Raw genomic sequence first — 25,464 nt, forward strand, 5'->3', positions numbered from 1 at the left:
CATCGGGGGTCAGGTGTGCCGTCGTCACCAGGACGACTTGGTCACCCCGGGCAGAAATCCGGCGTGTGCCTGCTCCCGCATCCGGACACGGGACAGTCCGAACTTCCGCAGGTACCCGCGCGGCCGGCCGTCCACACCGTCCCTGTTGCGGACGCGCGTGGCACTGGCGTCACGCGGCTGGCGCCGCAGCTCGTCGACGGCCGCGGACCGCTCCGCCTCCGGCGTCCCCGGCCTGCGGATGATCTCCTTCAGCTCCGCCCGCCGGGCCGCGTACCGCTCGACCGTCGTCCTTCGTTTCCCGTTCTGCGCGATCTTGCTCCTCTTCGCCATCAGACCTTCGTCCCTCGCGCCCGGATTCGGGCCACCGCCGCCTCGATTCCGATCGAGTCGATCGTCTTGATGGCCCTGGCACTCAGCGTCAGCCGCACATGCCGGCCCTCGCTGGGCAGCCAGTAGCGCTTGTTCTGGATGTTCGGGTCGAACCGGCGTGACGTGCGCCGGTGCGAGTGGGAGATGGCGTTGCCGAAGCCCGGCCGGGCGCCGGTCAGTTGGCAGTGGGCGGACACAGAGTTACCTGCCTCTCGTCGACGGAACCCATTCTTGAAAATGGAAACCATTCCCATATAGTAGCGCCATGGCCCGCAACGAACTACGCCCGATCGTCAAGCTCCGCTCCACCGCCGGAACCGGCTACACCTACGTCACCCGCAAGAACCGGCGGAACGACCCCGACCGGCTGGTGCTGCGGAAGTTCGACCCCGTCGTCCGCCGCCATGTGGACTTCCGCGAAGAGCGCTGACACCGCCCCCACCCGACCGGCCCACCCCGCGGCCCGCCCCCGAAGGACATCAGCATGAAGCCCGGCATCCACCCCGCCTACGGCCCCGTCGTCTTCTGCGACAAGGCCGCAGGCTTCGCCTTCCTGACCCGCTCCACCCTCACCGCCGAACGCACCGTCGTGTGGGAGGACGGCAACACGTACCCGGTCGTCGATGTGGAGATCTCCTCCGCGAGCCACCCCTTCTACACCGGCACCGCCCGCGTCCTGGACACCGCGGGCCGGGTGGAACGGTTCGAGCGCCGCTACGGCAACCGCGAGGGCCGGTGATGGAGGACAACCGGAAGCTGCCCGTCGTCATCGTCTGCGGCCTGCATAGCGACGCCCGCCGCGAGGTGGTGGAGGGGCTGCTGGGGAAGGTCCCGCACAGCATCGCGCTGCACCACGACCTGACCACGGCGGACCGGGGAACCGTGCACCGAACGGTCCGCGATTCCTCGGGCGAGCTGTCCAGCGGCGAGGCGCCTCTCGTGAACGACTGCGCCTGCTGCGCGCTGCGGGAGGATCTGATTCCGGAACTGCACCGGCTCGCGGCCGACGGGCTCACCCGGCTCGCCGTCCTCGATCTCTGGGACTCCGTCGAACCGAAGGCCACGGCCGAGGTCATCGCCGCCCATGGAGCGGGGTGGGCCGAGGTGAGGAGCGTGATCACCGCAGTCGATCCGGCCCTCGTGCTGCCCTGCCTCGCCAACGGCGACGATCTGGCGGACGCCGGACTGGCCGCCGCGGCGACCGATCGGCGTACCGTCGGGGACACCTGGGCACGGCAGTTGGAGTACGCGTCCGTCGTCGCCCTCGTCGAGAGTGACGAAGCGGACGACGAGGACCGTGCGCTCATCGGGCAACTGCACCCCACGGCCCGGCAGGCGACGGCCGGATCGGACGCACTGACGGAACTCGCGCTCTCCGGGTTCGACGTGGAGGCGGCGGGCGCCGCCCAGCACCCGGCATGTGCGCTCCTCCCCCAGGAGGCGGAGGAGTCCGGCGTCAGCACCCTCGTCTGGCGCAGGCACCGCCCCTTCCACCCCGAGCGCCTGTACGAGGCGCTGGAGGACCTGTGCTGTGCGGCCGCCCGCAGCCGCGGCCGGTTCTGGCTCGCCGACCGGCCCGACACATTGCTCTCCTGGGACGCGGCCGGCGGCGCGCTCTGCGTCGAGAACACCGGCCCCTGGCTCGCTTCCCTGCCGGACGCCGCCTGGGACATGGTGCCGCCCTTCCGCCGGGCCGCCGCCGCGCTCGACTGGCACCCGGAGCACGGCGACTGCTGCCAGCACCTGGTCTTCGTCTCCCCCGGCCTCGACCGCGACGGCCTCACCGGGGTGCTGGATTCCTGCCTGCTCACCGACGAGGAGTACGCGGCCGGGCGCGAGGCGTGGAAGAGCCTGCCCCGCGCCTTCGATTCGCTCCTCGACCCGGTCCACTGACCGCCCCCGCTCCGCACCGCGCTCCCGAAGGGAAACCGATGACACGCCGCCCCGCCCCCCACAGGCCCCTCAAGGCCCGTCCGAACCCGCTCGACGCCGCCGGAATCACGTACGTCGACTACAAGGACACCGATCTGCTGCGGAAGTTCGTCTCCGACCGGGGCAAGATCCGCAGCCGCAGGGTGACCCGGATCAGCGCGCAGCAACAGCGCCGGGTCGCCGCCGCCATCAAGATCGCACGGGAGATGGCCCTGTTGCCCTATTCCAGTTCACCCAAGTGAGCCCGGCCGGGGCCCGCCTCCACGGTTCCGTGCGAGGCGGGCCCGCCGCCCGGCCGGGGTCCGATGCCCGCCGGGCGCCGCGGGGCCGGCCGAGCGCGTGTCACGAGCCGTAGCGGACGCTCCCACGGGCATGCCCACAGGGGCGGCGATAGACTCGTAGATATGCCGAAAGGAACACCTATGCACCTTTCGGCCGACGCGAGTACATCCCCGAGTCCTTGACCCGCGAGGAGCAACGCAGATGTCCGCCACGACAGCACACCGCCCCCACGCAGCCCACCCTCATCAGCACGCCCCGGGATGCGGACACGTCGCGGTGCCTCACGAGGACCACGTCGATTACGCGCACGACAACCACCTGCACCGTGCGCACGGTGACCATGTGGACGAATGCGTGAAGACGGAGCACTCGGTGCACGACGGGCACGACCACCGGCACGGCCCGGCCTGCGGCCATGTCGCCGTTCCGCACGACGATCATGTGGACTACATCCACGAGGGCCACCGGCACGCCGAGCACGACGGCCACTGGGACGACCACTGACTCAGGCCGCTCGCCCCGGTTTTCGCGTAACGGACAGGCATACAGCCCCCGCAGCCTGGACATCATCGATATGACAATCATTTCGATGAATCCCCCGACCGTCCGAGGCAGCGCCAACCGGTCACGCGGTCCGCCCAGTTGCCTCCCATGCCCGTGGGAAGGCGCGTGCCGTCGTTGGCTTCTCCCCTGTACTTGGAACCAAGGCTCGAACCACGGCCGAAGTCGCTACTGGCCTCGGCCCCCCTCCTCCACAGCCTCGTGGACGGTCTGGGGTCGCCCCTGAACGTGGTGCTTCCGGACCAGGTCGCCGAGAACGTCTCCCGGTTCCGGTCGCTGTACCGGCGCCACCGCCTGGGCGGGGACATCTCCTTCGCCCACAAGGCCAACCGGTCCAGTGCGCTCGTCCGCAGGCTCGCCGCCACCGGGGCCGCCATGGACGTCGCGTCGCTGCACGAGTTGCAGCACGCCATGGCCTGCGGCTTCACGGCTGACCGCATCGGCGCGACGGGCCCGAAGGAACCGGAGTTCCTCTGGCTGGCCGCCCGTAGCGGAGTGACGGTCAACGTCGAGGGCCGAACCGAACTCGAAGCCCTGGCGGGCCTGGTGCGCGGCCATGGGCTGGCGCGGGCGAAGGTCCTCCTGCGGCTGTCGGACTTCGCCGCCCAGGGGGTGAAGGTACTCAGCCGCCGCAGCCGTTTCGGCTCCCCGGCCGGTGAGCTGTCCGGCCTGCTGGACGCGGCGGAGCGGCATCGCGACGCGGTGGAGATCATCGGCGTCGCGTTCCACCTCGACACCACCAGCCTCGACGAGAAGGCGGTGGCCGTGGAGGGCTGCGTACGGGCCATGGACGAGTGCCGGGCCAGAGGGATGCAGCCGCGCGTGCTCGACATCGGAGGGGGCTTCGGCGTCAACTACCTCGCGCACAAGGCGCAGTGGGAGGAGTACACCACTCAGCTCACCCTGGCGGCGCTGGGCCGGCGCGAGGCGCTGACGTGGCGCGATCACCGTTATGGGCTGAGCAGCGAGGCGGGCACCCTCCGCGGCTCCCTGGAGCTCTACCCCTCCCACCGCCCGGTCGCCGGTGTCGACTACCTCGACGAACTCCTGCGGCACCCCGCGCCTTCGCTCGGCAGACCCCTGGCCACCCTGTTGCTGGAGAACCTCTACGACCTGTGCGTCGAGCCGGGGCGCGCGCTCGTGGACCAGTGCGGGCTGACCCTGGCGCGCGTGCTGGAGGTGCGCGGCGATCCGGACGGAGTGCGTGGGACTCCGGACGGCTCGTACACGGTGCGGCTCGCCATGAACGCCGACGACTGCGCCCTGGAGGAGCACGGGATTCTCATGGACCCCGTGCTCCTCGACCGCGGCGGGTCGAGCCGGCCGGCGGGCGGATCGGATTCCGTCGGGGTGTATCTCCACGGAAATCTGTGTCTCGAATCCGATCTGATCACGCGCAGGAGGGTGTTCCTTCCCCGCCGACCGGTCGCGGGCGACCTCCTCGCCTTCGCCAATACCGCCGGCTACTGCATGGATTTCCGCGCCCAGAACGCCCAGCGGCGACCGTCCGCCCGCAAGGTGGCGCTCTACCGAGATACCGACGGCTGGCAGTGGAGTCTCGACGACCAGTACTGGCCCATACATTCCCCGGGGGACGCCCATGAGATATGACAGCATCATCGACACGGTGGGCGACACCCCGTTGGTACGCATCGACTCACGCGTGCACGGGCTCCAGAACATCGACCTCTTCGCGAAACTCGAATTCTGCAATCCCTTCGGATCGCTCAAGGACCGGGCCGCCTGGAACATGGTACGGCCCGGCCTGTCATCGGCGGTCGAGCACGGCAGCCAGATCGTGGAGCTGTCGAGCGGAAATACGGCCAAGGCCCTCGCAGTGATAGCGGGCATGCACGGCATAGGCTTCAAGAGCGTGACCAACCGGATGAAGATCCCGGAGATCAAGGAATTACTTCTCCTCCTGGGAGCGGAGATAGAGGAACTGCCGGGTCAGAGTGAATGCCTTGACCCGACGAACACCGAGGATCCGCTGACGCTCTTCCATCGGAGCCTGTCCGACCCGAGCAGTTCGTACGTACACACGGACCAGTACTACAACAGCCTCAACTCCGAGGCACACGAGACCGGGACCGGCCCCGAGATCATCGCCGATCTCGACAACCGGGCGCCGGACTGGTTCATCTCCGGCGTCGGCACCGCCGGATCGTCGACCGGGGTCGCACGCGCCCTGCGCAACCAGGACCCCAAGGTGCGGGTGGTCGGCCTGGTCGCGGACAAGTCCGACTTCATTCCCGGCATCCGGAATATCGACGAGGTCCAGGAGGTGGGGATATTCGACCCCCAGACCTATGACACCATCGAGTCCGTCACGTCCGACGAGGCGATCGACGGGATGGTCACCCTTCTTCGCAGGTGCGGAATACTGGCGGGACCGACCGGTGGAGCAGCCTATTTCGGGACCGTTCGCCATCTGCTGGAAATAGACTCGCAGCTGACCGGACGGAAAACAGCCGTATTCATTGTCTGCGACCGCGTGGAGAGTTATCTCAGTTACATCAGGAAGCGTCGTCCCGAACTGATCGGACAACGACCGAAAGTCCACTCCATCGCTTCGCTCTCGGATGCCGATATGGCACATGCCTGCGCGATCGGCATCACGGAGGCTCAGGAGTGGATACAGCGGGCCGCGCCGACCGTGGTCGACATGCGCAGCCCCTTCGCCTACGCCGCGCTCCATATCGCCGGATCGATCAATATCGTTGACGAGCTCTTCGAGGATCTCGTCCGGGGTGGGCTGCCGTTCAGCAAGAGACAACCCGTGCTCCTGGCCTGTCCCGTCGGCGAGAAGTCCCTCAAGTACGCGGCTCTCCTGACCCGTATGGGGCACCCCGATGTCCGCAGCCTGGCCGGGGGGATCATCGCCTGGCGCGATGCGGGCGCCCCGCTGATACGGGAGTGATTTTCGTGACTCAGCACGGACGGGCTTCCTCCTGGGAGGATCTGAGCACATGGCAGGGAATGATCCGTGCCCAGTTCCCGATCATCACCTCACACCCGGAGCTGGCCTATCTGGACAGCGCCGCGACAGCGCAGAAACCGCAGCCGGTCCTGGACGCCGTCCACCACTACCTCACGACGTCCAACGCGAATGCGGGACGCGGTACCTACCCCTGGGCCAACAGCACCACGGCGCTGATCGAGCGAGTACGGGAACGCGTCAAGGCGTTCCTCGACGATCCGGACCCCGCCCGCTCCCAGGTGCACTTCGTCAGCGGGACGACCGAGGGATTGCGGACGGTGGCACTCGACTGGCTGGTCGACGAACTGGCCGACGGTGACGAGATCATCGTTCCGTTCGCGGATCACGAGGCCAACGTCTCACCCTGGCTGGAGGCCAGGGATGTCCTGGCCCGGCGGAACATCCGGGTCGGCGTCCGGGAGATGCCCTACCAGGAGTCCTCGGGCGACTACGACATCAGCGCGCTGGCCGGACTGCTGACCCCTCGTACCCGCTTCGTCGCGGCCACGCATGTGCACCATGTCTACGGCGGCGACATGAACGTGGGCCGGATACGTGAAGCAGTGGGCCCGGATGTGCCCATCGCCCTGGACGCGGCTCAGAGCGTGGGCCATCTGCCGGTCTCGCTGCGGGAGTTGGATGTCGACTTCGCCGTCTTCTCGGGTCACAAGGCGTTGGCCCTGCCCGGGTCGGGAGCGGTCTGGTCCCGCGGCCTGCGTGGCGCGGAGTTCGCCCCGCGCGGCTGGCAGGGCACCCCCAACACCGTCGGCATCGCCAGCCTCGGAGCAGCCCTCGACTGGCTCGACGGCGCCGGGCCGGAGCGTATCGAACAGTGGACCGTCGGCCTGGCGGCCCGCCTCACCGCGGGGCTACGCGAGTTGCCCCCGTATGAGGTGGTGGGGTGTCAGCTGAGTCTGGCGGAGCGGTCCGCGGTGCAGCAGCGCCACGGGATCGTGACGTTCCGCCACTCCGACATCGAGTCGGTGGACCTGGGCTTCATCCTGTTCAGCCACGGCTTCATGGTCCGGGCCGACGGACTGTGTCAGGGGCGTGCCGGAGAGGGGCGCAGTTCGGTCCGGGTCAGCCTGCACGCGTACAACACCCGGGAGGAGGTCGACCGTCTGCTGGAAGTGCTGACTTCGCTGGCGCCGCAATCATGAAAACCGTTTTCACCTGTAGATTCGGAGTCTCGGCAAGAGAACCGGAAGAGCAGGGGTGGTACCGCACGATGAGCGTCAGCATGCCGACGGCCGAACGGTGGGTGGACCGCTGGGAACAGCAGCAGCAGCGGTACGCGATCGGCCGGGAAGAGCGATTCACCGTGGTCGCCGACGTGGTCGAGCACGTGACAGCCGGCCATGAACGGCCCCGGGTCCTCGACTTGGGCTGCGGTCCGGGCTCCCTGGCCGCGCGGCTCGTCGGGCGCCTGCCGACGGCCCGGATCGTCGCCGTCGACATGGACCCCCTGCTGCTGGCGCTGGGGCGCGCCCGCCATCCGAACGCGGCGCGCTATGTGGAGGCGGTCATCGGCGAGGACGGCTGGATCGACACGCTGGCACTGCGGGGACCGGTGGACGCGATCGTCTCCACCACGGCACTCCACTACCTCCCCGAACATGTGCTGCGCCGCACCTACGCCGAGCTCACCGCGCTCCTTCGGCCCGGCGGCGTACTGATCAACGCGGATCACCTCTCCCAGGAGGGGGCGAGCGTCGCCGAGATCGCCGAGTTCGTCGGAATCCGCCGGGCCGAGCGGCAGCGAGCGTTCGACCACGAGGACTGGGAGGCGTGGTGGGCGGCGATCGAGCACGAACCCGAACTGGCGGAACTGTGCGCGCGAAGGCGCCGAAGCGGCAGCGAGCACTCCGGCTGCTCCGTCACCGTGGCCCGCCATGTCGAACTGTTGAAGGAGGCCGGTTTCACCAACGCCGGCCCGGTCTGGCAGGTGGGCAACAGCTACGTACTCGTAGCCGTACGGCGGTGACGGTCAGGACCGCCCCCAGGGAGTGATCTGCCTCACACACTGTCACAAGGGGCGAACACGCGGTGTCTTGGGGCCGAACGCCTCGAACGAAGGAGACACCATGACGGAGAAGACCGATGTGGTCGTGATCGGCGGCGGATACGCCGGTGTCATGACGGCCAATCGTCTGACGCGGCGCGACGACGTGACCGTGACGCTGATCAATCCGCGCCCGATGTTCGTCGAGCGGATCCGACTGCACCAAGTGGTGGGCGGGACCCACGACGCGGTCGTCGACTACCGGGAGGTCCTGGCCACGGGCGTCCGGCTGGTCGTCGGCACCGTGACCCGGATCGACGCGGCCGGGCGCGGCGTGACGCTGGCCACCGGTGGCACGGTCGGCTACGACTATCTGGTGTACGCGGTGGGCAGTGGCAGCGCAGACCCGCGGGTGCCCGGAGCGGCCGAGTTCACCCACCCGCTCGCCGGCCTGGAAGAGGCGCTGCGGCTGCGGTCGGTCCTCGAAACCGCGTCGGCGACCGCCGCGGTGACGGTGGTCGGAGGGGGTCCGACCGGCATCGAGACCGCCGCCGAGCTGGCGGAGGCGGGCCGTACCGTGACGCTGGTCTGCGGCGACGTGCTCGGCCCGTACCTGCACCCCCGGGGCCGACGCTCGGTTGCCGGACGGCTGGCCGCGCTCGGTGTGACCGTGCTGGAAGGATCCGACGCGAAGGTGACGGCGGTGACGCGTGATGCCGTGCGGCTCAGTGGCGGCCGCGAGCTGCCGAGCGAGGTGACCCTGTGGACCGCCGGATTCGGGGTGCCGGACCTGGCCGCCCGCAGCGGTCTGAGCACCGATGCCTCGGGCCGCCTGCTGACGGACGAGACGTTGACGAGCGTGGACGACGCGCGCATCGTCGCGGCCGGGGATTCGGCGGCCCCCTCGGACCTGCCGTTCCGGATGAGCTGCCAGGCTGCGGGGCCGCTGGGCGCGCACGCCGCCGACACGGTGCTCAGCCGGATCGCGGACGAGCGACCCGCGCCCATCGAGCTGGGGTTCGCCGGACAGTGCATCAGCCTGGGCCGTCGCGTCGGCATCTTCCAGCTCGCCCACAGGAACGACACGGCGATGCGGTTCCATCTCGGCGGACGCCCCGGCGCGAAGCTCAAGGAGTTCATCTGCCGGGGCACGGTCAAGCAGCTGGCCGACGAGGCGCGCAAGCCCGGTTCGCTCAGCTGGTCGTGGGCCAAGGACAACACCCGCCGACACGCACTGGAGGCCAGGCGAGGCGAGGTCCGGGCCGCCGCCGAACCGGCGGCCTGAGGGCTCGTGGCTGGTCCGGGCGGCCGGGGCGGCACCGGGTGGTGTCACACTCCTGATCGCACCGGACAGGTGCATCGGATCGAACGGCCGCCGGTGGAAAGGACCTTGCTGTGGATACACGCTCGAAGGCCCTTCGCCACTGGGGCCGACCGCGAAGGAGAGGGGTCGAGACATGAGCGACCGCGCCACTGCCCCGGCGACCGGGGCGACGGACCCGGCGACCGGGACGTTCGTCGCCCACCGCAACCTGCTCTTCACCGTCGCCTACGAGATGCTCGGGTCGGCGGCCGACGCCGAGGACGTGCTCCAGGAGACCTGGCTGCGGTGGGTCGAGGTCGACCTGGAGCAGGTGCGCGACCAGCGTGCCTATCTGGTCCGGATCACGACCCGGCAGTCCCTCAACCGGCTGCGCACGATGAAGCGCCGCAAGGAGGCGTACGTCGGTCCCTGGCTGCCCGAGCCGCTGCTCACCGCGCCGGACGTGGCCCAGGACGTCGAGCTCGCCGAGAGCGTGTCGATGGCGATGATGCTCGTCCTCGAAACGCTGTCGCCGACCGAGCGCGCGGTCTTCGTCCTGCGCGAGGTCTTCGACGTCGGCTACGACGAGATCGCGACGGCCGTGGACAAGAGCCCCGCGGCCGTACGCCAGATCGCGCACCGCGCCCGTCGGCATGTCGATGCCCGCCGCCCTCGCCAGGTGGTCCCCCCGAGCGTGACCAGTGCGGCCCTGGAGTCGTTCCGGCGCGCGCTCGAAACCGGGGACCCGCAGGGCCTCCTCGATGTGCTCGCCCCAGACATCGTCCTGATGAGTGACGGCGGCGGCATCAAGCAGGCCGCGCTGCGGCCGATCACCGGCGCCGACAAGGTGACCCGCTTCATGATCGGCGGCCTCGGCAAGAACAAGCGCCCGGTGACCGTGACTCCCACCGTGGTCAACGGCAGCCCGGCACTCCTCGTACATCTGGACGGGGAGATCGACGGCGTCGTGGCCGTCCGGGTCGAGGACAGCCGCATCACCGGCCTCTACTACGTCCGCAACCCGGAGAAGCTGTCCCGCGTCGCATCCGAGACCCGGCTCACCCTGCGATGAGTACCGGGACGGAGTCGGGCGACCGGCCACCGGGGCCACCCGCGCGGCTACGCGTCCCGGTACGCCTCCAGCAGCCGCAGCCACACCTCGCTGATGGTCGGATACGCCGGGACCGCGTGCCACAGGCGCTGGATGGGTACCTCGCCCGCTACCGCGACCGTCGCCGAGTGCAGCAGTTCGCCGATGCCGGGCCCCACGAAGGTGACGCCCAGCACGATCTCCCGGTCCAGGTCGACGATCATGCGGGCGCGGCCCCGGTACCCGTCGGCGTACAGGCCTGAACCGGCCACCGCGGCCAGGTCGTGGTCGACCGCCCGTACCCGGTGGCCGGCCTCTTCGGCCTCGGCCAGGGTGAGGCCGACCGAGGCCGCCTCCGGGTCGGTGAAGACGACCTGGGGGACGGCGGCGTGATCGGCGGTGGCCGTGTGGGGGCTCCAGGGGTCGCCGGTCAGCGGGCCGCCCCGGGCGCGGGCGGCGATCGCGGCGCCCGCGATACGGGCCTGGTACTTGCCCTGGTGGGTCAGCAGCGCCCGGTGGTTGACGTCCCCTACGGCGTACAGCCAGGTGCTGCCCTCGACACGGCAGCTGTCGTCGACCGTGAGCCAGGAGCCGGGTTCCAGGTCCACCGTCTCCAGGCCCAGATCGTCGGTGCGGGGTGCCCGGCCGGTGGCGAAGAGGACCTCGTCGGCCTCGATCCGCTCGCCGTTGTCCAGCTCCACGGTGACCGGTCCGTCCTGACCGGCCCGGTGCACGGCGGTGGCGGACACTCCGGTACGGATCGTCGCACCGGCCTCGGTGAGCGCCTCGGCGACCAGCTCCCCGGCGAACGGCTCCATCTTCGGCAGCAGGCCCGTGCCCCGGATCAGCATCGTCACCTCGGACCCCAGGGCCTGCCAGACGGTCGCCATCTCGACGCCGACGACGCCCCCGCCGACGACCACCAGCCGGGCGGGCACCTCCTTGGCGCTGGTCGCCTCGCGGCTGGTCCAGGGCCGGGCGTCGGCGATCCCGGGAAGGTCGGGGACGACGGCCCTGCTGCCGGTGCAGACGGCGACGGCGTGCCGGGCGGTGAGCCGGTGCTCCGTGCCGTCCGGGGCCGTGACGGTGACCTTTCCGGTACCGGTGAGGCGGCCCGTGCCCCGGTAGACGTCCGCGCCGATGCCGTCCAGCCAGGCGGCCTGGCCGTCGTCCTTCCAGTGCGAGGCGTACGCGTCGCGGTGGGCCAGGACCGCATCGACGTCCAGGGGGCCCTGCACGGCGGCGCTCAGGCCCGGGACACGGCGTGCGTCGGCCCGCGCGACGACGGGGCGCAGCAGGGCCTTGCTGGGCATGCACGCCCAGTACGAACATTCGCCGCCGATGAGCTCGGACTCCACGACAGCCGTGCTCAGACCGGCCGCGCGGGCCCGGTCGGCCACGTTCTCCCCCACCGGCCCCGCACCGATCACCACGACGTCGTACTCGGTGTTCTTCACTGCGCCCTCCACTGCTTCGGTCATGCGAACAGTCTGATCGTGGGTGTGCGCCACGGCCACATGGGAAGGCGGAATAGCGCAGGAGCGGTCACCGTTGTGCGGGACACGTCCAAACGGGCACAGGAAGAGGTATCACAGCATGAGCACCGTAGAGCTCACCAAGGAAAACTTCGATCAGGTCGTCAGTGACAACGACTTCGTGCTGATCGACTTCTGGGCTTCCTGGTGCGGCCCGTGCCGGCAGTTCGCACCGGTCTACGACTCGGCGTCCGAGCGCCACCCCGACCTGGTCTTCGCCAAGGTCGACACGGAGGCGCAGCAGGAGCTGGCGGCCGCCTTCGAGATCCGGTCCATCCCGACGCTGATGATCGTGCGGGACAACGTGGCCGTGTTCTCCCAGCCCGGTGCGCTGCCCGAGGCGGCCCTGGAGGACGTCATCGGACAGGCCCGGAACCTGGACATGGACGAGGTACGCAAGTCCGTCGAGGCCCAGAAGCAGGAGCAGCCGGAGCAGCAGTAGCGCTTTGCGCGGCAACGGCGCCCGGGATGAGGGGCCGGTCCGGACGGACCGGCCCCTCATCGCTGTCCGCGACGGCGGATCAGCTGCGGGTGTTCCTGTCGGTGCCGCTGTCCACGCTCTTCTCGGAGATCCTGACGGAGAGCCCGTAGTCCAGCTCCGCGCCGTCGACCAGGAGCGCCTCCACGGTGCGGGTCGCCGGGTCGATGTCCGCCACCATGCCGTCGCCCGCGTAGCGGGGGTAGCCCGATTCCCCCGTCCGGCCGGTGGCCGCCACGACCGCGGAGCGGATGGCGCGGCCGGGCCGGGGGGCGTCGTCGGTGCCGGACTTCTCGAACTCGGGGACCAGCAGGATCTCGTAGCTCTGCGGATGGCTCATGCCTTCGACGCTAGACATCCGTCGGGTCCCGCGCATGTCGTCACTCCGCACGGCGGCCCGGTCAGCTGGATTCGCGGGGGACGGCACGGGTGCGCAGCAGGTCGTGACGTTCCGGTGCTCCGCCGGGGTGCTGTGTCAGCCGGTCGATCATCTCGGCCAGGGGCTGTTGCGTCGCCAGCTCCATCCGGACGGTGCTCAGTCTCGGCCGCAGGAGTCTGCCCAGCATCAGGTCGTCCGCTCCGATCACCGCCGTTTCGCGCGGCACCTCGATGCCCACGTCCTGAAGCGCTCTTGTCAGCAGCATCGCGTACTCGTCGTTGTAGGCGAAGACCGCGTCCAGGCCGAGCGTGCGCCAGCGGGAGGCAAGGCCGGCCGCCGACTCCTCCTCGTAGCGCAACGGCAGCGGCTGGATGCGGGCGCCCGCCGGTTCCGCCGCGCGGAGTGCTCCGGCCAGGCGTGGTTCGGCGAACGGGGCGAGGCCCGGCTCCTGGGGCATGACCACGCCGATCCGGCGGCGGCCGCGTCCGAGGAGATGGCCGACGGCACAACTGCCGACCTCCCGCTGGTCGATGACCAGCGCGTGCGCGCCGTCGACCGGTTCCGGGCCCAGGGTGACGACCGCCTTGGCTCCGGAGCGGGTGAGCACGGCTATGCCGTGCGGGGTGAGGGCGACACCGGCGGGTGCGACGACGGCGACGGGCCGGAGTTCGGCCCAGGCCCTGGCGGCCTCGTCCGCGCCGAGGCCGACGCTGCCGTACTGGACGACGGTGTAGTCGAGGCGGCGCAGGCCGGACTGGAGTTCCTGGAAGAAGTGGTGGTGGGCGGGTCCGGCCGGGACGTGTCCGGCGGGCAGCAGCACCATGCGGGTGTGTCCGGCGCGCAGACTGCGGGCGGCCGCGTGGGGCACATAGCCGAGTTGGGTGGCGGCTTCTCTGACTCTGTGCCGGGTGGGTTCGCTGATCCGTACGGTGGCGTTGTTGTTCAGTACGTACGACACGGTGGCCCTGGAGACTCCGGCGAGTCGCGCCACATCGGCGCTGGTCGGAACGGAGACTGCGGCGGGCTGTTTGGGTAACTGGCTCATGGCGTCGGGCAGTCTTCCAGACCGGCCGGGCCGGGGAACGGTCCGGGGCCCTGTACCGCGGGGCCGGGGCACCGGCCGCACCGGGCCGGTGCCGCGGTGTGAGGGCCTTACGTGAAGCGGACTCAGCCACGGGCCAGTACCGGCCACAGCTCCGGGTCCTCGAAGTTCAGGGCCCACAGCGCCGTGTTGCGCACGCCGTGCCGGCGCAGCACCGGCAGATGCGTGGCGACTCCGCGTGCGTCCTGGTACCAGACCTCGCGCCGCTCCGTGCCGTCCAGGTAGGTGAAGTACGGCGTCCCCGAGACCTCGTCGAGCCGGTAGGGCGCGCCCTCCTTGCGGCGCAGCGCTTCGGCGTCCTTCCAGGTCACGTGCTTGGTGGCGGTCTTGCCACCGCTCGTGGACCAGTCCCAGCCGTAGACGGGGAGCCCCATCTCCAGCTTGGCGGCCGGGACCAGGGCGGTGGCGCGGGTGAGGATGTCCTCGTACCAGCCCGTGTCGGCGATCGGTCCCGGTTCGCCGCTGGACCAGTGCAGGTTGTAGGCCATGATCCGCATCCGGTCGGCCACCTCGCCGATCGCCGCGTAGTCCCAGATGCGTCCGGTGGTGGCGGTCTTCGGGAAGACGGTGATCACGCACTTCTTGCGCAGGCCGTGGAGCCGGTCGCACAGGTCGGTGGCGAGCGCGGTGAAGCCGTCACGGACCTTGGCGTACGTGGCGTCGCCGGTGGCGGCGATGGACTCGTAGTCGAGGTCGAGCCCGTCGTAGTCGCGGCTGCGGACCGTGCGCATCAAGGCATCGGCGTGCTCCGCGCGCCGGGTGGGGCTGGTGAGGATCGCGGCGAGAGCTCCGGACTTCATCGTTTCCATGACCGTGGGCACGACCTCGGCGCCCGCCCCGTGCAGTCCGTCGATGATGCGGCGCTCGCCCGCGCCGGGGTGCGCGTCGATGCGGCCCGCCGAAATGGCCTGGTACCAGAAGGGGCTGACGGTGTGCAGCTGGTCGGCGTGGAGCAGGGCGTCCTGGTACGCCCCCTCCTGGTCCCAGTAGGGCAGCCAGGCCGACACGGTGCGGGGCGGGGCGGCCGCGCCGCCTCCCGCCGAACCGGAGTCTGACCCTACGGTTGAGGGTGAGGGTGTGCCTGTGGGGACCGGTTGCCCGGAGGGCGGAGAGGCTGACGCACCGGCAGGCGCGGCCGGGAGCAGGGCCGCTGCCATGAGCGCGGCGACGGTGGCGGTTCGGGACAGCTGGGCGAGGACTGCGAGGGCCATGAGGTCGACCTTGCGGCCTGTTCGGCGGACCCGCTCCATGGAATGGGCCGTCCAGGTCCTACGGTGATGCGATGACGTTCCACCACGGCACACACAGCACCGACAGCTCTTCCGACTTCCCCGGCCGCAACGGGCCGACCGCGACCGCGGAGGCCGACCCGCGCGACGCGGGCCCGGTCCGCACCTCGTACGCCCCCGACCGTGACGGCGATCCCGACCCCGGCGAGATCGTCTGGACCTGGGTGCCGTTCGAGGAGAACGACGGGCGCGGCAAGGACCGGCCGGTACTCGTCGTGGCCCGCGAGCAGACGGGCACCCTGCTCGCCGTCCAGCTCTCCAGCAAGCAGCACGACCCGGACCGCGAGTGGGTGGCGCTGGGGGCGGGCCCCTGGGACAGCTCGGGCCGGCCGTCCTGGGCCGATCTGGACCGGGTGCTGCGGGTCCACGAGGACGGGATGCGGCGGGAGGCGTGCGCGCTGGACCGGGACCGGTTCGATCTGGTCGCCGTGCGGCTGCGGGAGCGGTACGGCTGGAACTGACCGTGACGGCGGCCGTGCACCGTACGCCCCGGAACCGGAACCGGACCCGGAACCGACCGGAACCGGACCCGCCGCCGTACACCCGGCCGTGACGGCGGCAGCGCGCCGCCCTACGCCTGGAGGCGTCCGGCGAACGTCCGGGTGAACGCGGCCCGGACCGCGGAGTCGGGGTCGCGGTCCAGGATGCCGAAGACGATCTGCTCGAAGTGGCCCGCGAACCGGCCGCCGTCGGCGAGCAGCGCGTGGAAGGCACCCGCCACCCGGGCCGGGTCGTTCTGGAAGACGCCGCAGCCCCAGGCGCCGAGCACGAGCCTGCGGTAGCCGCGTACGGCTGCCACCTCAAGGACCCGTTCGGCGCGGCTCGCGAGCGCGGCGGGGACGCGGTGCGCCTCGTCCGGGGTCTGCCGGCGGATCACTCCGGCGTTGGGCGCGGGCGACGTGAGGAACCCGACGGTGTACGGGAGGTCGAGCAGCCGGCCCCGGTCGTCGCGGAAGACGGGCACCCCGGGCGAGTGGATCACCCGATCGGTGTAGAAGGCGCTGCGTTCGCTTCGGTGGTGCGCGTAGTACTCCGGGGCGCGCAACAGGGTCGCGTGGAGCGCGGAGCCACGGCACAGGGCCTCTTCCTGGGCCTGCGCGCCATTGAGGTAGCCGCCGCCGGGGTTGCGGGCCGAGGCGTAGCTGAGGACGGCGACCTTGCCCGCCGCCTCACCGGTCATCCGGCGGGCCGCCCGGAGGCTGCTCTCGTCCGTCACCTCGATGACCGGGACGCGGTCGGTGTCCAGGGCCGCGACGGGCACCGGCTCGGGGCCGTACAGCCGGGTGCCGGAGAGTGCGGCCGTCAGCGCGCGCTCGATGGAGACCTCGCGGCCCTCCGCCGTGCGGTACCGGCCCGCCTCGACGATGGCCTCGGTCCCGCGGGCGATGCCGCGCAGTCGTGCGCTCATGGGCGCGTCCCCGTGTGGTGCATACGGGGCATGCTCGACCCCGCGACGGCATGGACGCAACCGTATTTTTATCGGGCAGAGGCACTCTTGTGCGATCTCACGCGAAGGGTTTGGGTGGTATCGATGTAATCGAAGAGGAGGCCCGTATGCCCCCGGACAATCCCGGTGAACACGGCGCGCGCCCGCCCGCCGCCGCCCCCCTCGGGGAGGGCGAGGCGGAGGATTTACTGCGCGGCATCTGCTTCAAGACAGGTCCTCCCCGCACCGTGGGCGTGGAAGTCGAATGGCTCATCCACGACCGTGAACGTCCCGACGTCGCGGTGTCCCCCGAGCGCCACGAGGCCGCCGTCGAAGCGGTCCGCGCGCTGGAGCTGAGCGCCCCACTGACGTTCGAACCGGGTGGTCAGCTGGAACTCAGCTCGCTTCCAGCGGACTCCCTGATGGCGTGCGTGGAGGCCACCGCCGCCGATCTGGCCGCCGTACGCGACAGCCTCGGGCGGCTGGGCCTCGCACCGGTCGGTCTGGGCGTCGACCCGTGGCATCCACCGCGACGCAGGCTGCGGGAGCCGCGTTACGAGGCCATGGAGAGGGCGCTCGACCGCTCGGGACCGTACGGCCGGGCGATGATGTGCACCTCCGCGTCCGTCCAGGTCTGTCTGGACGCAGGGGTGGAGGAGCCGGGGCCGCTCGGCTACGGACGCCGCTGGCAGCTGGCGCATCTGCTGGGCGCGGTCCTGGTGGCCGCGTTCGCCAACTCCCCCTACCAGCAGGGGCGCAGGACCGGCTGGCAGTCCACCCGGCAGGCCCTGTGGACGCATCTCGATCCGGTACGCGCACTGGCCCCGCCCGGCCATCTCCCCCCGCGCGACGCCTGGGCCGCCCACGCGCTCGACGCGACGGTGATGTGCATCCGCGGCGACGAAGGACCGTGGACCGTACCGGAGGGGCTCACCTTCCGGGAGTGGATCCGCGGCGGCGCGCCCCGGCCTCCGGTGCACGCCGATCTCGACTACCACATCACCACCCTCTTCCCTCCGGTCCGCCCGCGCGGCCATCTCGAACTGCGCATGATCGACGCGCAGAGCGGTCCGGACGGATGGCTGGTGCCGCTCGCCGTCACCACCGCCCTGTTCGACGACCCGGAGGCCGCCGAGACCGTGTACCGCACCGTCAAACCGCTGGCGGAGACGGCGGGCACACCTGCCGCACCCCGCAACCGGCTCTGGACGACCGCCGCCCGGGTCGGCCTGGCCGACCCCGAACTGCGGGCGGCGGCCGCCACCTGTTTCGAGGTCGCGCTGGAGGCACTCCCCCGGATCGGCGCGAGCCGGGCCGTGCAGAACACCGTGGCGGCCTTCAACGACCGGTTCGCCGCCCGGGGCCGATGTCCGGCCGACGATCTGCCCGACCCCACGGGGCCGGGCGCCGGGGCCGCATGGGCCGCGGGGACCACGACGCCGCACTCCGGAAGGGGAACCTCCTGATGACCGACGCACCTGCCGTACCCGGCATCGACCCCGAGGTGCTGCGGCGCCGCGCCCTCGACGCGCTGCTCGCCGCCCGCGAACGCACCGCGCTGCTCACCGACAGCGTGGAGGACGACGAACTGACCGCCCAGCACTCCCCGCTGATGTCGCCGCTGGTCTGGGACCTGGCACACATCGGCAATCAGGAGGAGCTGTGGCTGCTGCGCACCGTGGGCGGCCGGGAGGCGATGCGGCCGGAGATCGACGGGCTGTACGACGCCTTCGAGCACCCGCGCGCCGCCCGGCCCTCCCTGCCGCTGCTCGCGCCCGCCGAGGCACGCACCTACGCGTCCGAGGTACGGAGCAGGGCCCTGGACCTGCTGGAGGGCGCCGCGCTGCACTCGGGCGGGCGCCCGCTGGAGCGGGCCGGGTTCGCCTTCGGAATGATCGCCCAGCACGAACAGCAGCACGACGAGACGATGCTGATCACCCATCAGCTGCGGGCGGGTCCGGCCGCGCTGACCGCGCCGGAACCGCCGCCCCCCACCGGCGCCGCGGCGCTGCCCGCCGAAGTCCTGGTCCCGGCGGGGCCGTTCACCATGGGGACGTCCACCGAGCCGTGGGCCCTGGACAACGAGCGGCCCGCGCACCGGCGCGAGGTGGCCGCGTTCCTCCTCGACACGGCACCGGTCACCTGCGGCGCCTACCAGCGTTTCATCGAGGACGGCGGATACACCGACGCCCGCTGGTGGGCACCCGAGGGCTGGGCCATGGTGCGTGAACACACACTGTCCGCACCGCTTTTCTGGCACCGGGACGCCGGTCAGTGGCTGCGCCGCCGGTTCGGGGTCACCGAGCCGGTGCCCGCCGACGAGCCGGTGCTGCACGTCAGCTGGTACGAGGCGGACGCGTACGCCCGCTGGGCGGGCAGGCGGCTGCCCACGGAGAGCGAGTGGGAGAAGGCGGCCCGCCACGATCCGGCGACCGGGCGTTCCCGGCGCTATCCGTGGGGCGACGAGGATCCCACCGCGGACCGGGCCAACCTGGGCCAGCGCCATCTGCGCCCCGCGGCGGCCGGCGCCTACCCGGCGGGCCGTTCGGCTTCCGGAGCGGGCCAGTTGATCGGCGATGTGTGGGAGTGGACGTCCAGCGACTTCCTCCCGTATCCGGGCTTCGCGGCCTTCCCGTACCGCGAGTACTCGGAGGTGTTCTTCGGCCCGGCCCACAAGGTTCTGCGCGGGGGCTCGTTCGCCGTGGACGCGGTCGCCTGCCGGGGCACGTTCCGCAATTGGGACCTGCCGGTGCGGCGCCAGATCTTCTCGGGCTTCCGTACCGCGAAGGACGCGTGATGTGCCGTCATATCGCGTATCTGGGACCGGCGGTGACGCTCGGCGAGATTCTTCTGGCGCCCCCGCACTCGCTGGTGCGCCAGTCCTGGGAGCCGCGGCGGCAGAAGTACGGCACGGTCAACGCGGACGGCTTCGGCGTGGGCTGGTACGCGGACGGCGACCCGGTGCCCGGCCGCTACCGGCGCCGTGGCCCGGTCTGGGGCGACGAGACCTTCGCCGATCTGGCCCGGGTGGTGCGCAGTACGGCGCTGCTCGCCGCGGTCCGCGACGCCACGGAGGCGGGCGCGGACGGGGAGGCCGCAGCCGCTCCGTTCGCCGCGGACCGGCTGCTGTTCAGCCACAACGGGGCGGTCAGGGGCTGGCCCGGGTCGCTCGCGCCGCTGTCCGCCACGCTGCCCCCCGCCACCCTGCTGACGCTGGCCGCCCGAAGCGACTCCGCGCTGATCTGGGCGCTGGTGCGCCACCGTATCGCCGAGGGCGACGCCGTGCCGCAGGCCGTCGCGGACACCGTGGGGGACATCGCGGCCGCGGCACCCGGATCACGGCTGAACCTGCTGCTCACCGACGGCTTCACGATCGTGGGCAGCGCGTGGGGCGACTCCCTCTGGTATCTGCGGGCTCCGGGCCTCCGCACCGTGGTGGCCTCGGAGCCGTACGACGACGATTCCCGCTGGCAGGAGGTTCCCGACCGCACGCTGCTGGTCGCCACCTCCGCCGACATCCTGCTGACCCCGCTCAAGGAGCCCACCGCGTGAGTCCTTTTCTGCTGACCCGCACCCTGCCGGTGGACGCGACGGACGCGGCGCTGCGCGCCGACGTGCTCAGCGGCCTGACCCGGCACCCGAAGACCCTGCCGCCCAAGTGGTTCTACGACGCGCACGGCAGTGAGCTGTTCGAGGAGATCACCCGGCTGCCCGAGTACTACCCGACGCGTGCCGAACGGGAGATCCTGCTGGCCCGTGCCCCGGAGATCGCCGCGGTCTCGGGGGCCAGGACCCTGATCGAGCTGGGTTCGGGCTCCTCCGAGAAGACCCGGCACCTGCTGGACGCGCTGAGCGGCCTGCACAGCTATGTGCCGGTCGACGTCAGCGAGAGCGCGCTGACGGGCGCCGTCGAGTCGTTGCTCGCCGAACGGCCGGACCTCTCCGTGCACGCGCTGATCGCCGACTTCACCGGCGGCCTGGCGCTGCCGGGTACACCGGGGCCGCGGCTGGTCGCCTTCCTGGGCGGCACGATCGGCAATCTGCTCCCGGAGGAGCGTGCCACTTTCCTGCACTCCGTAAGGTCGCTGCTCTCCCCCGGCGACGCGCTGCTGCTCGGCACCGATCTGGTGAAGGAGGAGGGCACGCTCGTGGCCGCGTACGACGACGCGGCCGGGGTGACGGCGGCGTTCAACAAGAACGTGCTGAGCGTCGTCAACCGGGAGCTGGGGGCGGACTTCCCGCTGGACGCGTTCGACCATGTCGCGGTGTGGGACCCGCGTGCCGAGTGGATCGAGATGCGGCTGCGCGCCCGGCGGGCCCTCACGGTGAAGATCCCTGAGCTGGACCTGGTGGTCCCCTTCGAGGCCGGTGAGGAACTGCGTACGGAGGTGTCGGCGAAGTTCCGTGAGGAGGGGGTGCGCGAGGAGCTGGCCGTCGCGGGGCTGCGGCTGGATCAGTGGTGGACGGACTCCGCGGGCCGGTTCGCGCTGTCGCTGGCCACGGCTGTCTGACCGGCGCACAGGACAGCGGCACGGGCGGCGCGCGCCAGTGCCCGTCTGCCGGGCTCGCCGAACGGGACAACCGGTTCCAGGACCCGGATCTCGGCGGTGAGCCCGGCGGCCCGCACCACCCGCCACAGCGAGGCGGCGAGCGGGTCGTCCCCGACGAACGCGACGGCTCCGGCGACGGCGCCCGTACCGCCCCCGGAGCCGTCGGCGGCGCCCGCGCCCCCCGCGGTGTCCCGGCAGCGGCGGTGGACGCGGTAGTCGATACGGACCGGGCGTACCCGCGCCCCGGCGTCGATCGCCGCCTGGAACACGGCGGGCGCGAACCGGCCGCCGGAGCCCCGGCCGCACCAGGTGCTGCCCTCGGGGAACGCGACCACCCGCGCGCCGGAGCGCAGCGCCCCGGCGACCGTCCGGACCGCCCCCGGCAGGGCGCGCAGCCCGTCACGGTCGATGAACAGCGTGCCGCCGAGCGCCGCGAGCGGGCCGAGCAGCGGCCAGTTCCGTATCTCCTTCTTGCCGAGCATCCGTCCGGGCAGCGCGGCGGCGACGAGCGGGATGTCCAGCCAGGAGACATGGTTGGCGACGACGAGTTCGCCCGCACCCGCCGTGTCCCGCCGCACCGGCCGGCCGCTGAGGGTCACCCGCACGCCGAAGGCGCGTACCACCGTGTACGCCCACCGGCGGATCAGCCGGTCGCGGTGCGCCGCGCCGAGCAGCAGCACGGCCGGGACGCACGCCGCGCCGAGCAGGGTGAGCGCGCACCCGGTGAGCAGCAGGGCGGTGGCGGGCAGGGGTGCCCGTACCGCCCCGTGGTGCCCCGTGCAGTCGTGCGGGGTGCAGGGGGCGACGGGCAGCCAGACGCTCATCGCAGCGGGGCGAGGGAAAGGAAGTGGCGCAGGTAGCGCGGGTCGGTGCGGCGCAGCGACAGCAGGACGTAGAGGTCGGCGACGTTGAACTCCGGGTCGTACGCCGGGGCTCCGCACACCCAGGCGCCGAGCCGCAGGTAGCCGCGCAGCAGGGGCGGGAGATCGGCGCGGGCTCCGCCGCCGCCCGTGGGGTGCCCGGAGGCGTCCCAGAGGCGGCGGGGGGTGACCCAGTACTCCTCGGGCGCCAGGTGCTTCGTGCGTACGGTGTCCCAGCTGCGGGCGGCCAGGGCACCGCCGTCGGCGAGCGGTATGGAGCAGCAGCCTGCCAGCCAGGTGTGACCGGAGCGCTCCATGTAGCGGGCGAGTCCGGCCCAGATGAGGGCGATGACGGCGCCGTCACGGTGCGCGGGGTGGACGCAGGAGCGGCCGACCTCGACCAGGTCGTCCCGGATCGGCCCGAGCCGGGAGAGGTCGAACTCGCTGTCCGCGTAGAGGCGTCCGGCGATCCGGGCCCGTTCCGGCGGCAGCAGCCGGTAGGTGGCGATGACGTCGCCGGTGGCCGACTCCCTCACGAGCAGGTGGTCGCAGTACGCGTCGAAGGCGTCGCTGTCCAGGCCGGGCTCGGGACCGTCCAGCCGGGCGCCGAGCTCACCGGCGAACACCTGGTGGCGCAGGCGCTGTGCGGCGCGTACGTCGTCCTCGTCGACGGCGAGGGAGACCCGGTAGGCGGGAACGGGGCCGGAAGGAGCGGAGGGAGCGGCGCCGGAAGGAGCAGCGGTCGCGGCGGGAACGGCGGCGGAGGGAGCGGTCGCGGGGGGAACAGCGCAGGAAGGAGCGGAGGGGGAGGCCGTGGAGGGGGTGGGGCCTGTGGACCGGCCCGGGATCCGGGTGAGCGGGGCGGGCCGGTCGGGGACCGGGGCGAGCGGGGCGGTGGGCAGCACGGTCATGGCAGTCTCCGGGGACGGATCAGCAAGGGCGGCCGCCGGTCCGCCGCGGTGCGCGACGGCCCGACCCCTTACTTCTTCCGTGACCGACTGGATTTGACATGACCGCTACGGAGAGCGGGGATGTGCGACGGCTGAATCCCGCGCGTCCCCTTCTGTCGCGGCTCAGCCGCCCGCGAGCAGCGCGGTGATGCGCTCCGCGGCAGCCTTGGCCTCCTCGGCCGGATCGCCGCCCTGGAGGACCGCCGTCATGTACGGCTTGATCGGGTTCTCGGCCTCGACCGCGGCCCACTGGGGCGAGTTGGGGGTGGCGCGGCCCCGGGTGGCTCCGACGGCCATCGCCGCGGTGCCCTCCTCGCCCTCGATGACATGGGCGAGGCTCGGCTTGTTGGGCACGTAGCTCATCGTCCGGGCGAGTTCGGTCTGCCACTTCTCGCTCGCCAGCGCCTTGACGACCTCGATGCCCGCGCTGCGCTGGTCGGCGTTCTTCGGAACGATCAGGTCCGAGCCGCCGGTGAACACGGAGCCGGGTGACTTCGCGGTCTTCCCGGGGATGGGGAAGTAGCCGAGCTTTCCCTTGAGTTCGGGATTCTTCTGCTCGATGAGGGAGGCGGCCCCGGGCACCGCGATGATCTGCGCGACATCGCCCTCGGCGAAGACGTCGGTCTGCGGGGGCTTCTCCTCGTCGGCGTCCAGGGGACCGTCGCCGAGCGCCTGGAGTTCCTTGTAGAACCGCATGCCCTTGAGCGCTTCGGGCGAGGCCAGGGCGCCCTCCCAGTCGCCGCCGTTCTCGTCGGCCAGCTCTCCGCCCTCGTCCCAGATGAACCCGGCCAGGACGTACCAGTTCTGGCCCGCGAGGTACATGCCCTGATTCCCGTTGGTGTTGAGCCGCTCGCTCGCCTCGATCCATGCGTCGCGGGTCTTCGGCGGGGTCTCGACGCCGGCCTGCTCGAAGATCTCCTTGTTGTAGATCACCACCCGGTTGGCCGCGTACCAGGGGATGCCGTACTGAACGCCGTTGATGCTGCCCGGCTGGGCGAGTCCGGGCAGCCAGTCGTCGCTGCCCAGGTCCCGCATCGATTCGAGGGTGAGATCACGCAGCCCGCCGCTCTCCGCGTACTGCGCCACCTGGGTGTTGCCGACCTCGATGACGTCCGGGGCGTCGTCCCCCTTGAGCGCGGTGATGATCTTGGGGCCGATGTCGCTCCACCCCTGGATCTTGAACTCCAGTTCGATGGAGGGGTGCTCCTCCTCGTACGACGCGGTGAACTTGTCCAGGAATCCCTGGGAAACGCTGTCCTTCATCAGCCAGACCGTCACCGTGCGGCCACCGGAGCCGGAGTCCGAGAAATAGCCACATCCACCGAGCGCGACGGACGAAACGAGCGCGACGGCTCCGGCGAGTATGCGGTTCTTCACTAGGTCACCTTCTGCGAAACGGCACGACGGAATCAGAACCCGGTGTGGGGGGACTGCGGCGGCATCGCTCGCACGGGTGTGTGGCTGGATTTTGGTATGGACCATTCATAAGGTCAAGGCCCGGACAGAGGCCGGTCGGCCGGACCCTCCCTCTCGCGCGGCACCCCGGATTGAGGCACCGTGGTCACAGGAGAGGAGACATACCATGCCTAATCACACCTATCGGGTGACCGAGATCGTAGGAACCTCCGAGGAGGGCATCGACGCGGCGATCCGCAACGGCGTCGCCAGAGCTTCGGAAACGTTGCACAATCTCGACTGGTTCGAGATCAGTCAGGTGCGCGGGCACATCGAGGATGGCCGAATCGCGCACTACCAGGTCGGGCTCAAGGTCGGTTTCCGGCTCGACGAAAACGCCTGATCAGGTACGCCCCTCACGCTCCTGCGCATCCTTCAGCGATGCGTGGGCCTCCGCCCAGTCGGCCCTCACCACGGTAAATCCGGCCACCTCGGCGGCATCGCAGACCAATGCGTCGTCATCGACGAAGACCCGCACCTCGCGCCCCCGGCCCAGCCGCTTCAGGCTGTCCAGCTTGGTACGGCGGGCCGGCCGTCTGTCGCCGTTGCGCCGCATGTGCAGGCCACCCTCGGGCAGCCCCTGCCGGGCCAGCCACTCCACGGTGTCCCGGCGGCAGCGTTCCGGCCGCCCGGTCAGATAGACGATCTCGCACTCCTCGGCACTCGTCAGCGCCAGAGCCACCCCGTCCCGCAGCGGCGGATCGTCGACGGCGGCGGTGAAGAAGCTGTCCCAGTCCTTCGTCCGCCCTTCCAGGAAGTGCTGCCGGTGGGCAGTGTCGGCGAGTGTCCCGTCCAGGTCGAAAACGGCCAGCGGCCGCGCGTCGTCGCTCACTCCCCCAGCTTAGGGAGGCCGGCGGCCCAGGGCCGTCCCGCCGGGGATGGCGGGACAGCCGGGCCCGGGAATCCTGGCGGGCCGCAGAC

29 protein-coding genes are annotated in these 25,464 nt (G+C 71.2%); 18 read left to right on the forward strand and 11 right to left on the reverse strand.

Annotated elements, in window-relative coordinates:
* Nucleotides 1–24 precede the first annotated feature (24 nt).
* Entirely contained in the window at nucleotides 25–330 is a 306-nt protein-coding gene (gene rpsN, locus OG251_RS42020) for a 30S ribosomal protein S14 (protein WP_326682535.1), read from the reverse strand.
* Nucleotides 330–566, reverse strand: coding sequence for a 50S ribosomal protein L28 (rpmB, locus tag OG251_RS42025; RefSeq protein WP_326682536.1), 237 nt, complete (start codon nucleotides 564–566; stop codon nucleotides 330–332). Before rpmB ends, rpsN begins: the two co-directional genes overlap by 1 nt.
* A 68-nt stretch (nucleotides 567–634) precedes the next feature.
* Between rpmB and rpmG the strand changes: the two genes are divergently transcribed.
* From rpmG to OG251_RS42080, 11 genes are all read left to right on the forward strand, one after another.
* Nucleotides 635–799 carry a 50S ribosomal protein L33 gene (gene rpmG / locus OG251_RS42030; protein ID WP_326682537.1) on the forward strand — a complete coding sequence of 55 codons (165 nt, stop codon included), beginning with the start codon at nucleotides 635–637 and terminating at the stop codon, nucleotides 797–799.
* Between the two features lie 54 nt (nucleotides 800–853).
* Nucleotides 854–1,108, forward strand: a complete 255-nt coding sequence (locus OG251_RS42035) for a type B 50S ribosomal protein L31 (protein ID WP_326682538.1) — start codon at nucleotides 854–856, stop codon at nucleotides 1,106–1,108.
* Nucleotides 1,108–2,262, forward strand: a complete 1,155-nt coding sequence (locus OG251_RS42040) for a CobW family GTP-binding protein (RefSeq protein WP_326682539.1) — start codon at nucleotides 1,108–1,110, stop codon at nucleotides 2,260–2,262. The genes OG251_RS42035 and OG251_RS42040 overlap by 1 nt, the downstream gene beginning before the upstream one ends.
* 38 nt (nucleotides 2,263–2,300) lie before the next feature.
* On the forward strand, nucleotides 2,301–2,543 hold the full coding sequence (gene rpsR, locus OG251_RS42045; RefSeq protein ID WP_326682540.1) for a 30S ribosomal protein S18: 243 nt from the start codon (nucleotides 2,301–2,303) through the stop codon (nucleotides 2,541–2,543).
* Nucleotides 2,544–2,784: 241 nt separating this feature from the next.
* Complete coding sequence (locus OG251_RS42050) at nucleotides 2,785–3,087, forward strand: hypothetical protein (RefSeq protein ID WP_326682541.1); 303 nt, start codon at nucleotides 2,785–2,787, stop codon at nucleotides 3,085–3,087.
* A 147-nt stretch (nucleotides 3,088–3,234) separates the two neighbouring features.
* Nucleotides 3,235–4,755: a Y4yA family PLP-dependent enzyme gene (locus OG251_RS42055; protein WP_326682542.1), complete on the forward strand. Its 1,521-nt coding sequence runs from the start codon at nucleotides 3,235–3,237 to the stop codon at nucleotides 4,753–4,755.
* Nucleotides 4,745–6,064, forward strand: coding sequence for a pyridoxal-phosphate dependent enzyme (locus OG251_RS42060; RefSeq protein ID WP_326682543.1), 1,320 nt, complete (start codon nucleotides 4,745–4,747; stop codon nucleotides 6,062–6,064). The genes OG251_RS42055 and OG251_RS42060 overlap by 11 nt, the downstream gene beginning before the upstream one ends.
* Before the next feature lie 59 nt (nucleotides 6,065–6,123).
* Complete coding sequence (locus tag OG251_RS42065; RefSeq protein WP_326682795.1) at nucleotides 6,124–7,284, forward strand: aminotransferase class V-fold PLP-dependent enzyme; 1,161 nt, start codon at nucleotides 6,124–6,126, stop codon at nucleotides 7,282–7,284.
* Between the two features lie 68 nt (nucleotides 7,285–7,352).
* Nucleotides 7,353–8,108, forward strand: a complete 756-nt coding sequence (locus tag OG251_RS42070; RefSeq protein WP_326682544.1) for a class I SAM-dependent methyltransferase — start codon at nucleotides 7,353–7,355, stop codon at nucleotides 8,106–8,108.
* A 100-nt stretch (nucleotides 8,109–8,208) separates the two neighbouring features.
* On the forward strand, nucleotides 8,209–9,411 hold the full coding sequence (locus OG251_RS42075) for an NAD(P)/FAD-dependent oxidoreductase (protein WP_326682545.1): 1,203 nt from the start codon (nucleotides 8,209–8,211) through the stop codon (nucleotides 9,409–9,411).
* A gap of 172 nt (nucleotides 9,412–9,583) precedes the next feature.
* Nucleotides 9,584–10,501: an RNA polymerase sigma-70 factor gene (locus tag OG251_RS42080; RefSeq protein WP_326682546.1), complete on the forward strand. Its 918-nt coding sequence runs from the start codon at nucleotides 9,584–9,586 to the stop codon at nucleotides 10,499–10,501.
* 47 nt (nucleotides 10,502–10,548) lie between these two features.
* On the opposite strand, the gene OG251_RS42085 is transcribed toward OG251_RS42080, so the two are convergent.
* The gene (locus OG251_RS42085; protein ID WP_326682547.1) at nucleotides 10,549–12,000 is read right to left on the reverse strand and encodes a dihydrolipoyl dehydrogenase family protein; all 1,452 of its coding nucleotides are present in this window, start codon (nucleotides 11,998–12,000) and stop codon (nucleotides 10,549–10,551) included.
* A 115-nt stretch (nucleotides 12,001–12,115) separates the two neighbouring features.
* Here OG251_RS42085 and trxA point away from each other — a divergent pair, with 115 nt between their 5' ends.
* Nucleotides 12,116–12,496, forward strand: a complete 381-nt coding sequence (trxA, locus tag OG251_RS42090) for a thioredoxin (RefSeq protein ID WP_073721152.1) — start codon at nucleotides 12,116–12,118, stop codon at nucleotides 12,494–12,496.
* Nucleotides 12,497–12,575: 79 nt separating this feature from the next.
* Here trxA and OG251_RS42095 read toward each other — a convergent pair whose 3' ends face one another.
* From OG251_RS42095 to OG251_RS42105, 3 genes are all read right to left on the reverse strand, one after another.
* Nucleotides 12,576–12,872 carry a hypothetical protein gene (locus tag OG251_RS42095; protein WP_073721151.1) on the reverse strand — a complete coding sequence of 99 codons (297 nt, stop codon included), beginning with the start codon at nucleotides 12,870–12,872 and terminating at the stop codon, nucleotides 12,576–12,578.
* A 61-nt stretch (nucleotides 12,873–12,933) separates the two neighbouring features.
* Nucleotides 12,934–13,956, reverse strand: a complete 1,023-nt coding sequence (locus OG251_RS42100; RefSeq protein WP_326682548.1) for a LacI family DNA-binding transcriptional regulator — start codon at nucleotides 13,954–13,956, stop codon at nucleotides 12,934–12,936.
* Between the two features lie 122 nt (nucleotides 13,957–14,078).
* Nucleotides 14,079–15,224, reverse strand: a complete 1,146-nt coding sequence (locus OG251_RS42105; protein WP_326682549.1) for a glycosyl hydrolase family 18 protein — start codon at nucleotides 15,222–15,224, stop codon at nucleotides 14,079–14,081.
* A 71-nt stretch (nucleotides 15,225–15,295) separates the two neighbouring features.
* Between OG251_RS42105 and OG251_RS42110 the strand changes: the two genes are divergently transcribed.
* Nucleotides 15,296–15,763 carry a type II toxin-antitoxin system PemK/MazF family toxin gene (locus OG251_RS42110; RefSeq protein WP_326682550.1) on the forward strand — a complete coding sequence of 156 codons (468 nt, stop codon included), beginning with the start codon at nucleotides 15,296–15,298 and terminating at the stop codon, nucleotides 15,761–15,763.
* A gap of 110 nt (nucleotides 15,764–15,873) precedes the next feature.
* On the opposite strand, the gene OG251_RS42115 is transcribed toward OG251_RS42110, so the two are convergent.
* Entirely contained in the window at nucleotides 15,874–16,710 is an 837-nt protein-coding gene (locus OG251_RS42115) for a TIGR02452 family protein (RefSeq protein WP_326682551.1), read from the reverse strand.
* 146 nt (nucleotides 16,711–16,856) lie between these two features.
* Between OG251_RS42115 and egtA the strand changes: the two genes are divergently transcribed.
* From egtA to egtD, 4 genes are read left to right on the forward strand one after another with little or no spacing between them, the layout of a single operon-like run.
* Nucleotides 16,857–18,194 (forward strand): ergothioneine biosynthesis glutamate--cysteine ligase EgtA, encoded by a 1,338-nt coding sequence (egtA, locus tag OG251_RS42120; protein WP_326682552.1) that lies wholly within the window; start codon nucleotides 16,857–16,859, stop codon nucleotides 18,192–18,194.
* Nucleotides 18,194–19,525 carry an ergothioneine biosynthesis protein EgtB gene (gene egtB / locus OG251_RS42125; protein ID WP_326682553.1) on the forward strand — a complete coding sequence of 444 codons (1,332 nt, stop codon included), beginning with the start codon at nucleotides 18,194–18,196 and terminating at the stop codon, nucleotides 19,523–19,525. The genes egtA and egtB overlap by 1 nt, the downstream gene beginning before the upstream one ends.
* The gene (gene egtC, locus OG251_RS42130) at nucleotides 19,525–20,280 is read left to right on the forward strand and encodes an ergothioneine biosynthesis protein EgtC (RefSeq protein ID WP_326682554.1); all 756 of its coding nucleotides are present in this window, start codon (nucleotides 19,525–19,527) and stop codon (nucleotides 20,278–20,280) included. Before egtB ends, egtC begins: the two co-directional genes overlap by 1 nt.
* Nucleotides 20,277–21,239: an L-histidine N(alpha)-methyltransferase gene (egtD, locus tag OG251_RS42135; RefSeq protein WP_326682555.1), complete on the forward strand. Its 963-nt coding sequence runs from the start codon at nucleotides 20,277–20,279 to the stop codon at nucleotides 21,237–21,239. The genes egtC and egtD overlap by 4 nt, the downstream gene beginning before the upstream one ends.
* Here the strand turns inward: egtD and OG251_RS42140 are convergent.
* The 3 genes from OG251_RS42140 to OG251_RS42150 all read right to left on the reverse strand — a co-directional run bounded on the left by OG251_RS42140 (nucleotide 21,182) and on the right by OG251_RS42150 (nucleotide 24,465).
* Complete coding sequence (locus OG251_RS42140) at nucleotides 21,182–22,102, reverse strand: lysophospholipid acyltransferase family protein (protein WP_326682556.1); 921 nt, start codon at nucleotides 22,100–22,102, stop codon at nucleotides 21,182–21,184. The genes egtD and OG251_RS42140 overlap by 58 nt on opposite strands.
* Nucleotides 22,099–23,049 (reverse strand): GNAT family N-acetyltransferase, encoded by a 951-nt coding sequence (locus OG251_RS42145; RefSeq protein ID WP_326682557.1) that lies wholly within the window; start codon nucleotides 23,047–23,049, stop codon nucleotides 22,099–22,101. The genes OG251_RS42140 and OG251_RS42145 overlap by 4 nt, the downstream gene beginning before the upstream one ends.
* A 162-nt stretch (nucleotides 23,050–23,211) precedes the next feature.
* On the reverse strand, nucleotides 23,212–24,465 hold the full coding sequence (locus OG251_RS42150) for an extracellular solute-binding protein (protein ID WP_326682558.1): 1,254 nt from the start codon (nucleotides 24,463–24,465) through the stop codon (nucleotides 23,212–23,214).
* Nucleotides 24,466–24,670: 205 nt separating this feature from the next.
* On the opposite strand from OG251_RS42150, the gene OG251_RS42155 reads away from it, so the two are divergent.
* Nucleotides 24,671–24,886, forward strand: a complete 216-nt coding sequence (locus OG251_RS42155) for a dodecin (RefSeq protein ID WP_073721141.1) — start codon at nucleotides 24,671–24,673, stop codon at nucleotides 24,884–24,886.
* Here the strand turns inward: OG251_RS42155 and OG251_RS42160 are convergent, their stop codons facing one another.
* Nucleotides 24,887–25,375 carry a phosphatase domain-containing protein gene (locus OG251_RS42160; RefSeq protein WP_326682560.1) on the reverse strand — a complete coding sequence of 163 codons (489 nt, stop codon included), beginning with the start codon at nucleotides 25,373–25,375 and terminating at the stop codon, nucleotides 24,887–24,889.
* Between the last annotated feature and the right edge of the window lie 89 nt (nucleotides 25,376–25,464).

Origin of the sequence: Streptomyces sp. NBC_01237, from assembly GCF_035917275.1 — a bacterium.
Lineage (GTDB): Bacteria > Actinomycetota > Actinomycetes > Streptomycetales > Streptomycetaceae > Streptomyces.